General features: G+C 45.2%; 10 protein-coding genes. 6 read left to right on the top strand and 4 right to left on the bottom strand.

Annotated features, from left to right (window positions below):
• The first annotated feature begins 7 nt into the window (after positions 1–7).
• Positions 8–1,069, top strand: a complete 1,062-nt coding sequence (locus AC04Q6_RS11250) for a metallophosphoesterase family protein (RefSeq protein ID WP_021977382.1) — start codon at positions 8–10, stop codon at positions 1,067–1,069.
• 28 nt (positions 1,070–1,097) lie between these two features.
• A complete protein-coding gene (locus AC04Q6_RS11255) occupies positions 1,098–2,645 on the top strand; it encodes an ATP-binding protein (protein ID WP_021977383.1) in 1,548 nt (515 codons plus the stop codon).
• Positions 2,646–2,832: 187 nt separating this feature from the next.
• Here AC04Q6_RS11255 and AC04Q6_RS11260 read toward each other — a convergent pair whose 3' ends face one another.
• From AC04Q6_RS11260 to murC, 4 genes are all read right to left on the bottom strand, one after another.
• Complete coding sequence (locus AC04Q6_RS11260; RefSeq protein WP_118071290.1) at positions 2,833–4,017, bottom strand: ribose-phosphate pyrophosphokinase; 1,185 nt, start codon at positions 4,015–4,017, stop codon at positions 2,833–2,835.
• Position 4,018: 1 nt separating this feature from the next.
• Positions 4,019–5,005 carry an ATP-binding protein gene (locus tag AC04Q6_RS11265; protein WP_021977385.1) on the bottom strand — a complete coding sequence of 329 codons (987 nt, stop codon included), beginning with the start codon at positions 5,003–5,005 and terminating at the stop codon, positions 4,019–4,021.
• Between the two features lie 22 nt (positions 5,006–5,027).
• Complete coding sequence (locus AC04Q6_RS11270; RefSeq protein ID WP_119248107.1) at positions 5,028–6,224, bottom strand: DnaD domain protein; 1,197 nt, start codon at positions 6,222–6,224, stop codon at positions 5,028–5,030.
• A 330-nt stretch (positions 6,225–6,554) separates the two neighbouring features.
• Positions 6,555–7,934, bottom strand: coding sequence for a UDP-N-acetylmuramate--L-alanine ligase (gene murC, locus AC04Q6_RS11275; RefSeq protein WP_119248095.1), 1,380 nt, complete (start codon positions 7,932–7,934; stop codon positions 6,555–6,557).
• A 313-nt stretch (positions 7,935–8,247) separates the two neighbouring features.
• On the opposite strand from murC, the gene AC04Q6_RS11280 reads away from it, so the two are divergent.
• The 4 genes from AC04Q6_RS11280 to AC04Q6_RS11295 all read left to right on the top strand — a co-directional run bounded on the left by AC04Q6_RS11280 (position 8,248) and on the right by AC04Q6_RS11295 (position 12,676).
• Positions 8,248–9,525, top strand: coding sequence for a glucose-1-phosphate adenylyltransferase (locus AC04Q6_RS11280; RefSeq protein WP_118071288.1), 1,278 nt, complete (start codon positions 8,248–8,250; stop codon positions 9,523–9,525).
• On the top strand, positions 9,522–10,643 hold the full coding sequence (gene glgD, locus AC04Q6_RS11285) for a glucose-1-phosphate adenylyltransferase subunit GlgD (RefSeq protein WP_118062376.1): 1,122 nt from the start codon (positions 9,522–9,524) through the stop codon (positions 10,641–10,643). The genes AC04Q6_RS11280 and glgD overlap by 4 nt, the downstream gene beginning before the upstream one ends.
• Positions 10,644–10,694: 51 nt before the next feature.
• Positions 10,695–10,991: a septation regulator SpoVG gene (spoVG, locus tag AC04Q6_RS11290; RefSeq protein ID WP_119248096.1), complete on the top strand. Its 297-nt coding sequence runs from the start codon at positions 10,695–10,697 to the stop codon at positions 10,989–10,991.
• A 260-nt stretch (positions 10,992–11,251) separates the two neighbouring features.
• Positions 11,252–12,676: a PcsB-like coiled-coil domain-containing protein gene (locus AC04Q6_RS11295; RefSeq protein WP_118071287.1), complete on the top strand. Its 1,425-nt coding sequence runs from the start codon at positions 11,252–11,254 to the stop codon at positions 12,674–12,676.
• Positions 12,677–12,746 lie beyond the last annotated feature (70 nt).

The raw sequence follows: 12,746 nt of genomic DNA on the forward strand, positions 1-12,746 counted from the left end.
GAACATCATGAGATTTATTCATCTTGCAGACTTGCATCTGGGAGCTGTTCCTGACAGGGGATGCCCATGGAGCAAAGAGCGGGAGGAAGAGATCTGGAGCACTTTCCGCCGGGTTATTGCGGGTATCCGCGAAGACCCGGTGGATTTGTTATTTATATCCGGAGATCTGTTCCACCGTCAGCCGCTTATGAGAGAACTTAAGGAAGTGAATTATCTGTTTTCTACTATTCCGGATACCAGAGTGTATCTTATGGCAGGAAACCATGATTTTATCAGCCGTGATTCTTTTTATCGTACTTTTGAGTGGAATTCCAATGTGACTTTTTTCAAAAACAGAGAACTGACCTGTGTCAAGGACCCGGAGCTGGATGTCTATGTGTATGGACTCAGCTATTACGACCGTGAGATCAGAGAAGGCCTGTATGACAAGGCGGTACCGGTGCAGGAGGAGGGAATCCATATTCTTCTTGCACATGGCGGAGATGAGAAACACATTCCGCTTAGTGCAGCTTCCCTGGCAGCAGCAGGCTTTGATTATGTGGCACTGGGACACATTCACAAGCCACAGATCCTAATCCGCGATCAGGCTGCTTTTTCCGGAGCTCTGGAACCGATAGACAGAAATGATACCGGAGAACATGGATATATGGAGGGACGGGTAGTAAACGGTCGTATCCGCACAGAATTTGTACCTTTTGCCTGCCGGTCTTATCAGCAACTTGTGATGCCGCTTCATGAAGAGACGACACAGATATCGCTGGAAGAGGCTGTGAAATCTCAGATATTCCGCCGGGGAGGGCGTAATATTTACCGCATTATTCTGCAGGGAATGCGTTCGCCGGATCTTCTGCTGATTCCGGAGAAATTAAAGAGTCTGGGTAATATTACCGATGTTGTGGATGAGTCCTGGCCTGCATATGATCTGGAAGAGCTTTATAAACGCTACAGTGGTACGCTGATCGGTGATTATATCGGCTATTTTCTCGCAAAGGGCAGAATGGATACGGTAGAAAAAAAGGCACTGTATTATGGTCTTCAGGCATTGCTTGAAACCGGAAGCAGGCGGTAAAAGGGACAGCACGGGAGGATAGCGCAAGATGGTTATCAGACGTTTGAAAATAAAAAATTTCGGGAAGATCCGGAACAGGGATATGGAGCTTATTCCCGGGATCAATGTGCTTTACGGAGAAAACGAGAGCGGTAAGACAACGACGCATACATTTATACGATCCATGTTTTACGGTGTCCGCAGACTCCGTGGCAAAGCTGCACAGAATGATACTTATACGAAATATGAACCCTGGGAAAATCCTGCCGAATATGGTGGGATCATGTGGTTTACAAGTAAAGGAAAGAATTATCGCCTTACAAGAAATTTTTATAAAGAAAAGAAAATGGGAGAACTTCTCTGTGAAGATGACGGAAGCCTTGTGGATGCGGAACAGGGAGCTCTTGAGTCTGTTCTCGGAAATGTAAGTGAGGCGGTCTATGATAATACCGTATCCGTGGCACAGCTGAAAAGTGTTACCGGAAAGGATCTTGTCCGTGAATTGCAGAATTATATGGCCAGCTATCAGGGAACCGGCGACAGCTCTGTTGATATGGGACGTGCCATGCAGATGTTGAAAATGTCCAGAAAAGGATATCTGACAGAGGCGGCCCGCCGTAAAAAAGACCTCGAAAAAGAAAAAGAAAAAATTTCTGCAAATATAGAGTATATCCGTAAAGAAATCAGGGAGCTGGATGAAAAAAGAGACAGGATCACGCAGCAGCAGGATGGAATGAATATGGGAACCAGAGATAAGAGTACCGAAGATCTTCTGGAACTCCGGATCGATCGGGTAAAAAGACGACGGGAGCTTAACGGGGCGGTTCTGGCAGTTGTATTGCTGGCAGGTATTGCCGGAACCGGATGTCTGGCCGCTTTTTCCAGCCAGCTGATCCTGAGTATCCTTACCGGTGTGCTGACAGCGGGGATAACGGTAGCTGCTCTGTTCTTCCGTGTTCGTCTGAGCAGGGAGCTGAACAGGAGGGAACGCCAGAGAGAACGATGGCTTTCCAGACACGATGAGCTGACCTGGAACCGGAACAGTCTGGACAGTGATCACGAAGAAAAACATACTGCACTTTCCAATCTTCAGGCAGAACTTCAGGAGTGTGAAGAGAATACAGAGGTACTTACTCCGGAAGAAACAGAGATTCAGGCTTTAAATATGGCTATGGAAACGATAGAGGCACTTTCCGGGAATATTACAGATCAGGTGGGAGTTCGCCTGAAACAGCGCACTTCACAGATCTTAAGTGAGATTACGGGAGGAAAGTACCGGGAAGTTCTGATGGATGAGGAATTACATATGTCTGTGAATACCGGAGAGAGGACGGTTTCCATTGAACGTCTGAGCAGAGGTACTCTTGAACAGATCTATTTTGCCCTTCGTATGGCGGCAGGTGAACTTTTCTGCAAAGAAGAACCGTTTCCGGTGATCCTGGATGATGTGTTTGGGATGTATGATGAAGAACGTCTTGCAGCAGCTCTTCGCTGGCTTCACAAAGAAGAACGACAGGTGATCATAAGTACCTGCCACAAGAGAGAAATGGAGATCCTGGATAAGGAAGGAATTCCATATCAGAAACTTCCCATGTAGATTTTTATGAAATTTTATGGAATATATGGCAAAGCGGGGAATAAATATCCGCTTTGCTTTTTTATGCAGAAGTCAGGTGGATATTCGTAAAAGCCACAGGGGACTTACTTGATTTGGTTAAAAAGCGGCTGCGTTTCCAGCGAATCAGTCTGTGATCCTGAAAATGCAGCCGCCTGTAAATTATTATTTATTTCTCATACTGGCTCATGTAGTTTGCTACACAGCGTTTAATTCTGTCTACCGGATTCAGGAGGTGGCTGACAGAAGTATCATGATTCAGGGTATCAATGATCAGTGCGATGTATTTGCTCATATCACAGCTGATGTAGTATGGCTTCTCAAGAAGCTCCGGTGCCTGGTAAACCAGGTTGGTAGTGAGGAGTTTGTCGAAGTAGCCTTTTTTGTAAGCATCATCGAATTTATCAAGACCGTCTGTGAAGAATCCGAATGTAGAGCAGATGTAAACCTTACCTGCACCTTTCTCTTTCAGGAGAGAAGCGATTTTCAGGATTGTATCACCGGAAGAGATCATATCATCGATGAGGATCATATCCTTGCCTTCGATCTTCGGTCCGAGGAATTCATATGCAGCGATCGGATGACGGCCGTTTACATATTTTGAGTAATCCAGACGTTTGTAGTACATACCCATATCAACACCCAGAACGTTGGCAAGATAGATTGCACGGCTCATGCTTCCCTCGTCCGGGCTGATCGTCATGAAATGATCCTTGTCGATGTGGAGACCCTTTTCATTTTTAAGAAGAGCCTTGATGAACTGGTAGGATGGCTGTACAGTCTCAAATCCGTGAAGAGGAGTTGCGTTCTGTACACGGGAATCATGTGCATCAAAGGTAATGATATTCTCAACACCCATATCGATCAGCTCATGAAGTGCATTGGCACAGTCAAGAGACTCTCTTCCGACACGTTTGTCCTGGCGGCTCTCATAGAGATATGGCATGATCACATTGACTCTGCGGGCTTTTCCGCCGACAGCGGCGATAACACGCTTCATATCCTGGAAATGATCATCCGGGGACATAAGATTCGTGTAAGGTCCGATCGGATAGGACAAGCTATAGTTAGTTACATCTACCATAACGTAGATGTCATCACCGCGGACAGACTCATTGATGGTACATTTACCTTCGCCGGAGCCGAAACGTGGAGTCTTGGCATCGATGATGTAAGAATCACGTTTGTATCCCTCGAATGCGAAGGAATCCATTCCAGGATACTGTCTTTCGGCACGCCATTTAACCAGCCAATCGTTCACCTTCGCACCTAATGAGCTGCAGCTCTGAAGGGGAATCAGTCCAAGTCTTCCTACCGGGAGTGTGGAAAAATCTTTTGTAGTTACCTGTGCCATTTTAATTTCCTCCTAAAAATATTTTCTGTATACGGATGTCTTTCCCGATCAGCGATATCATCTGATAGTTGCTGGCAATTCGGGAAAATGTTCTCTCGGAATAGGTATCCGAGAAATTTTTGAGCGTCAGATTCGTGGAAATGATCGTGGATTTCCTGCGCATGATCCGTTCATTGAGACAGAGAAAAAGCTGCGAGGATACGAAACTGTTGGTAAGTTCCGTTCCCAGGTCATCAATGATCAGAAGATCACAGTCATAGATCAGTTCCTCATCCGTGCCGGTATCTTTTCTGGAAAAAGAATTTGCAGCCATCATATCAAAAAGATCATAGGCTGAAAAGTACAGGACGCAGTGTGTGGATCTGAGAAGCTCCCGTGCGATGCAGTGTGAAAGAAAAGTTTTTCCAACACCGGTATCGCCATACAAAAACAGGTTTTCAAATTTATGGTCGAAGTTCTGCACAAAACGCTGTGCAGTATCATAGGCCCGTCTGGCTGTTTCCAGGGCAGACAGTCCTGTGGCTTCGTTTTTTATTGTAGCAGAATAATAGTCAAATGAAAAGCTGTCAAAATTTTCTTTTTCGAGAATTTCGTTCAGATTGGACTGTGCATAGAGCAGTTCGATCTCGGCTTTCTTGAAACAGGTGCATTTTTTGCTGCCAATATAGCCGGTGTCCTGGCAGGCAGGACAGGTATAAGGCATCTCCAGATAATCTCCGGGGAAGCCGTTGGCAACAAGAAGGGTGATGCGCTCATCGGAAAGTTCCTGAATGGCGGCTTTCAGATCTGCGGTACCCTTTTCTTCTCTGTTCAGGAGACGCCGTACTTTATCAGCACTTAATGTAGCCACCTCGTCATCAATTTCCTTCAGGCGGGGGATCTTTCCGTAGGCCTCGGCAGTGCGTTTCTCCAGAATCCGGTGATTCTGTGCCTGCCTGCGGCTGTATTCTCTCATTATAGTATCATACTGAAAATTCTGTAAAGGCATAAAAAGCTCCTTCCAGTTTCTGTTACTGGTTATTTAAAAGACGTTTCTCATATTCTGTAAAATCATAATCACGCTGGTGAAAGTTATTGAAGCGGTTATTGCTCTGGGACTGAGCCGCAGGCTGCTTCTTACGGGAAACTGCTTTCTCAAGCTGACGTTTCTTGTGTTCGGCATCCAGAAGCCGGACATCTTCCAGCGTATGTACGTTTTTCTTTTTCCAACCGGAAAGTATTTTGTCTGCATACTGGAAACTTGGCTGGCCGGTGGAGAGAACAGTACGGCTGCAGGCTTCCTGGATCAGTTCCAGATCAAAGCCGTAGGTCTTACGCCAGGTATCGATGTAACTGATCTCATTTTCTACAGGATTACGTCCACTGATTCCCATTGCTTTCAGGATCGTGTAATAATCTTTGGAAAAACGGGAGCTGGCATCACGGGCCATTTCAACTGTAGTGACACCGTCCCTGGTCCAGGCAAGGGCAACAGTTTCGATATAACGCATGCTCTTGCGGCCCCTGGAAACACAGTATTCCACCAGATATTCAATAAGGTCTGCGGACATATGGAGCTCATCGTAGAAGAAAAAAATCTTCTGCATTTCTGTAGGAGTCAGCGTCTTGGCCAGATATTGTTCGGCAATATAAAGCAGCTGACTGACCTCTTCATTCTGTTTCAGTTCGCTGATGTGGTCAGGTGTAAGGCTGCGGATGTAGTCCGCAGAGGTTGAAAGTTCTGAAGAAGTACCGCCGGAAACAGCAGAATTACTGGAACTGAGGGAGACATTTTTTGGGGCTGAACCGGTAAGAGCCACAGGCTGTGAAATGCCGGCTGCCATCTGGGCGGAAACTGGCGATGAGGAAGTTCCGGCGGTGGAAAAAATGTTCTCACTGGAAGCACTGCTTTCCATATGACCGACATCCGCAAAAGGTTCCAGTAAAGTGATTCCGGAAAGCTGTCGGTCTGTGGTATAAGTTAATGAGAGTATTTTCTCACCTTCCCAGTATTTCAGTGCACGGAAAATATCCCTTTCTGTGCAGAAAAGGCGATCCGCCATATGCTCCAGACTGAAAGAAGAAGGAGAAGAAGATACTGCCCGGAGAAGATAGATATATACTTTCACGAATTCTCCATTGGCGCGAGGCATGAAATTGTCAATAAAACGATTGGAAAGAATCGTTACCTCCAGTTCAGAGGAATTCTGAAGTGAAATCAGGCTCATGATCAGCAGCTCCCTTTCTTTGTTTTCTTCAATGGTCATGTGGTATTTAAAAGTCCGCGTTTGCTAAAAAGGATTATAGCACAACCACTTTTACTTGAGAATAGTTTATTTTCACAGAGGTTGTGCACCAATTAGCATGTGGAAAATGTGGAAAATGTGGATAACCTTGAGGATAAAATTATCAGCAACTAATAAAAACCTCGATTTTACAGGGAAAATGCGGTATTTGTGGAATTTGGCCGTTGAATTATGTCAAGTGGGTTATGCACAAAAAAATCCACATGCCAGGCACGTCTGGAATGTGCATAAGCATGTGGATAATGTGGATAACTATTTTCCGAGGAGGTGTTCTCCAATGTTTACAACGTCTCCGGCGCCCATAGTTATCAACAGATCACCATGTGCACAACTTTTTAAGAGGAAGCTCTCGATTTCATCAAAAGTCGGAAAATATTCGCAGGGGGTTCCAAGTTCCTGGATTTGTTTCTGGAGATCCTGGGAAGAAATACCAAGATCGTCTGTTTCACGTGCGGCATAAATATCAGCCAGTACAACGTGGTCAGCCAGAGTCAGGGCTTTTGCAAATTCAGGAAGAAGAGCCTTGGTACGTGTGTAGGTATGAGGCTGGAATACACACCATACTTTCTGATGCGGATAATTCTTCGCTGCGTGAAGGGTAGCTTCGATTTCTGTTGGATGATGTGCGTAGTCATCAATGATGGTAACGCCGCCGATTTCTCCCTTGTACTGGAAACGACGGTCTGTGCCTGTAAAGCTTCCGAGGCCTTTGACAATTACCTCATCCGGAAGATCCAGAAGGCGTCCTACGGCAATGGCAGCCAATGCGTTGGAAACATTGTGGATGCCCGGTACACGAAGGTAATAGCTGCCGATTTTTTTGCCCTGGAAGAGAACGGAGAAGGAAGGATGTCCGTATTTATCCCAGGTGATATCTGCGGCTGTATAATCTGCCTCATGCTCCAGACCATAGGTGAGAACATGACATGGAAGGCCACGGGTAATAGTCTCGTATTCCGGTGTATCAGCATTGATGATCAGAGTTCCGTCAGACGGAAGAAGCTCAGCAAATTTCCGGAAGGAATGACGGATATCGTCAATATCCTTGAAGAAGTCCAGATGGTCGGCATCCATGTTCAGGATCACGCTGATCTTAGGGAAGAAGCTCAGGAAGCTGTTGGTATATTCACATGCTTCTGTGACGAAAGTTTCAGAGTTGCCGACACGGATATTCCCGTGGATGGCAGGAAGGATTCCGCCTACACTGATAGTGGGGTCACAGTCGCCCTCAAGAAGGATGTGGGAAACCATGGAAGTTGTGGTGGTTTTTCCGTGGGTACCGGAAATGGCGATCGGTGTATCGTAGTTACGCATGATCTGGCCGAGAAGTTCCGCACGTGTGAGCATTGGGAGCCCTTTTTCTTTTGCACAGGCAAATTCCGGGTTGTCCGGATGGATCGCTGCTGTGTAGACAACCACATCGACATCATCTTTGATATTGGCTGCACGCTGTCCGTAGTAGATGACGGCACCACGTTCCTCGAGTGTACGTGTAAGAGGACTGGCTTTGGCATCGGAACCGGAGATACGGAAGTTTTCCTCAAGAAGGATCTCGGCAAGGCCGCTCATGCTGATGCCGCCGATACCGATAAAATGAATATGAAGCGGTTTATGAAAGTCTATCTGATACATAATAATCTCCTTATATATATGTTATTTTCGGGGTTCTTTTGTCTGCTTTATTATAACGCCAACAGAAACAATTGAAAAGTGGTACTTTTGGCTAAAAAAATGCTTCTCTGTGGAATATAAAAGTAACCAGAAAATAATATCAAAAAATGTTGAAAATTACCAGAAGAACGAAAAAAACGACAAGTCTTACCAATTCGTGGTATACAATAGCGATAAAAAAAGTAAAACACAATCAAAATAATTGTAAAAAATGTTCACTAATACGGTAAAGTATGCTATAATTAAATAATCATAACATACAAGAGGTGATCGCATGATTAAGAAAGAGATGATTGCCATGCTCTTGGCCGGTGGGCAAGGCAGCAGGTTAGGAGTTTTGACAGAAAAGGTTGCAAAGCCGGCAGTCGCTTTTGGTGGTAAATATCGTATCATCGATTTTCCACTGAGCAATTGTATTAACTCGGGAATTGATACGGTGGGTGTGCTGACACAGTACCAGCCGCTCCGCCTGAATACACATATTGGGATTGGTATTCCGTGGGATCTGGACCGCAATGAAGGTGGTGTTACAGTCCTTCCTCCATATGAGAAGAGTACAAGCAGTGAATGGTATACAGGAACTGCCAATGCGATTTATCAGAATCTGGCTTATATGGAGCAGTATAATCCAGACTACGTACTGATCCTTTCCGGTGACCATATTTATAAGATGGATTACGAAGTGATGCTGGATTTCCACAAGGCGAACAAGGCAGATATTACCATTGCATGTATGCCTGTTCCGATCGAGGAAGCCAGCCGTTTTGGTATTATGGTCACTGATGAGAGTAACCGTATTACTGAGTTTGAGGAGAAACCGGAGCATCCAAGCAGTAATCTTGCGTCTATGGGTATTTATATTTTCTCATGGCCGGTTCTTAAGGATGCGCTGATCGCATTGAAAGATCAGAACGGATGTGATTTTGGTAAACATATTCTTCCGTATTGTAAGGAAAAAGGCCAGCGTCTTTTTGCCTATGAGTACAATGGCTACTGGAAAGATGTTGGAACACTTGGTTCTTACTGGGAAGCAAATATGGAGCTGATCGACATCATTCCGGAGTTTAATCTTTATGAAGAATTCTGGAGGATTTACACCAAGGGGGATGTGATTCCGCCGCAGTACATTTCCGAGGATGCAGTTGTGGATAAGTGCATCATTGGTGAGGGAACCGAAATCTACGGTGAAGTACATAATTCAGTAATCGGTCCGAATGTTGTTATTGGCAAGGGCAGTGTGATCCGTGATTCTATCATCATGAAGAACACATCTGTTGGTGAGAATGTTGTTATGGATAAAGCCATTGTGGCAGAGGACGTTGTTGTAGGAAACAATGTTGTGATCGGTTGTGGTGAGGAAGCACCGAATGTTCTGAAACCTGCCGTATATTCCTTCGGCCTTGCGGCAATCGGAGAAAACAGCGTGATTCCGGATAATGTTAAAATCGGTAAGAATACCGCCATCTCAGGCGTTACAACGAAAGAAGACTACCCTGACGGAGAGCTGGCAGCTGGCCAGGTAATTGCAGCAAAGGACGGTGGGAAAGAATGAGAGCGATAGGTATTATTTTGGCAGGCGGTAACAATAACCGTATGAGAGAATTATCAAACAAAAGAGCGATTGCGGCGATGCCTATTGCAGGAAGCTACCGCGCGATCGATTTTGCCCTCAGTAACATGGCGAATTCACATATCCAGAAGGTTGCTGTGCTGACACAGTATAATGCCCGTTCCCTCAATGAGCATTTAAGCTCATCCAAATGGTGGGATTTCGGAAGAAAGCAGGGAGGGCTTTATGTTTTTACGCCAACCATTACCAGAGACAACAGTTTATGGTATCAGGGAACTGCTGATGCGATTTATCAGAATCTGACTTTCCTTAAGAACAGCCATGAACCGTATGTTGTAATTGCTTCCGGCGATGGAATCTACAAGCTGGATTACAATAAAGTTCTGGAGTATCATATTGCAAAACGTGCAGACGTTACCGTTGTATGTACCACATGCCAGGATCAGAGTCAGGTTGAGAGATTTGGTGTCCTCCGCATGAATGAGGACTGCCGGATCGAGGAATTTGAGGAGAAACCGATTGTTTCTTCTTATAATACAGTGTCTACAGGTATCTATGTCATCCGCAGGAGACAGCTGATCGAGCTGATCGAACGTGCCGCCCAGGAGGGAAGACATGATTTTGTAAATGATATTCTCATCCGATATAAGAATCTGAAGAGAATTTATGGATATAAGATCGATACCTACTGGAATAACATCTCTACTGCAGAGGCTTATTACCAGACAAACATGGATTTTCTGAAACCGGAGATCCGCAATTATTTCTTCAAGCAGGAGCCTGCGATCAAAACCAAAATTGCAGACGTGCCACCGGCAAAATATAATCCGGGAGCAACTGTGAAGAACAGTCTGATATCCAGCGGATGTATTATCAATGGAACCGTGGAGAATTCTGTTCTGTTCAGAGATGTATTTGTAGGCAATAACTGTGTGATCAAAAACTCTGTGATCCTTAATGACGTATACCTTGGAGATAATACGCACATTGAGAATTGCATTGTTGAGAGCCGGGATACTATCCGGGCGAATTCATATTACTGCGGCGAAGAAGGAGAAGTAAAGATCGTCGTGGAGAAAAACGAGCGCTACGTATTGTAAATGCAGAAATTCCCGCAGATATGTTTAGCGAAATGAAAGGGGCAAGTAACAATGAATATTACAGATGTACGTGTGAGAAAGGTAGCAAAAGAAGGGAAAATGAAGGCCGTTGTGTCGGTTACTATAGATGATGAGTTTGTGGTACATGACATTAAGGTGATCGAAGGAGAGAAAGGTCTGTTTATCGCAATGCCAAGCCGTAAGGCAAGTGACGGAGAGTACCGCGATATCGCGCATCCGATTAACTCTGCAACAAGAGAGCGGATCCAGAAGATCATCCTGGACAAGTATCAGGAAGTAATGGCTGAAGAAGCTGAGAATGAAGTTCTTATGGAGGCTGCAGAGTAGACACAGCCTTAGGGTGTATGGCAATGACAGCGGAGAAAGATCCGCATAGCTGACAACTTGGGAATTGAGACTGCATAGGATAAGATAAATAAAAGCTGCTGTTTTGCGTGGAAAATCTGCAAAACAGCAGCTTTTTTGGTGTGCTTTTGTTGCATAGAAATTTCAATTATTACGTATTTGTTACAGAAATAAAATAAAAGTATTGCTTTCTGTGAAAAATGTGTTATACTATAACCCATGAAAGGACGAAAGGTGTTTATATGAAGAATAGAAAAGTTTTCACATTACTGCTGACAGGTATGCTCACCCTTTCCATGGGAAGCACTGTATATGCATCAGGTACAGACGCTGCGATCGCAGAAGCTCAGGCGGAGAAACAGGCCGCACAGGAGGGACTTGCACAGGTACAGAACAGCATCGGAAGCCTTGAGAGCAAGAAGCAGGAGCTGGAGAGCTATCTGGCCGATTTAAACGCACAGTATGAAGATCTTACCAACAGCATTTCTGAACTGAGTATCCAGGCTGCTGAGAAGGAAGACGAATTAAATAAAGTAAAAACAGAACTTGAGAAGGCGAAGAAGGCTTCAGCGGATCAGTATGAATCCATGAAACTCCGAATCGCATATATGTATGAGAATGCAGGTACTTCTGCATTGGAGACACTGCTCTCATCCGAGAGCCTTGCAGAATTTCTGAACCGCGCGGAGAATGCGATCCAGATTTCTACATATGACAGAAATATGCTGGATAAATATGTCAGCCTCCAGAAGAATATCCAGGAGAATGAGAAGAAGGTCGAGACAGAGTCAGCAGAGATTGATAATCTGATGACTGAGCGTGCATCCAAGCAGCAGGAAGTACAGTCCATGGCGGCAAGTACAAGTGATGATATCAATTCTTATGTAGATCAGATCAGCGCCAGCCAGGAAGAGGCACAGCAGCTGATGGCAGATATCAGTAATGCGGACAGTAATATTACTGCACTGGTGCAGCAGGCAGAAGCTGAGAAAGCTGCAGAAGAGAAAGCCAGGGCCGAAGCGGCAGCGGAAGCTGAACGACAGGCTGCAGCGAAAGCGGCAGAAGAGGAAAAAGCGCAGAATACAGAAGATGCTTCTTCTGACAGCAGTTACGAAGATACAGACAATTCTTCTTCTGACAGCAGTTCTGAAGATGCAGGAGATAATTATGATGATTATGGATATGATCCGGATGAGGATACTACAGAATCTTCCAGCAGTTCTACAAGTTCCGATGTGGTTGTAGAGGAAGAGGATGCGGAGGAAGACGAGGCACAGGCTGGTGGCGCATCAGAAGATACAGATGAGAGTTATGAGGATACTTCTGATGCATCTGCAGATACTTCAGATACAGCGGCAGATACTTCAGATTCCGGTTCTTCCAGCCAGGGGACCTACCTTGGAAACTTTACACTGACAGCATACTGTAACTGTGCACAGTGCTGTGGTACAGCAGGCAATCTTACAGCCAGTGGTACAGTTCCGACAGCAGGACGTACAGTTGCAATGGCAGGAGTACCTTTTGGAACCAAGCTTCTGATCAATGGTAATGTGTATACGGTAGAGGATCTTGGAACTCCTTATGGACATGTGGATATCTACTGCGGAAGCCATGAGGAGGCATTAAGCTTCGGACTTCAGTCTGCAGATGTATATCAGGTTGGCTGATTCTGACAGAGGAGAAAATATATAAAACGAAAGCAGCGCCACAGGATCGTGTTACGATCTTCTGTGGCGC

This window comes from Blautia sp. HA9023, from assembly GCF_056504095.1.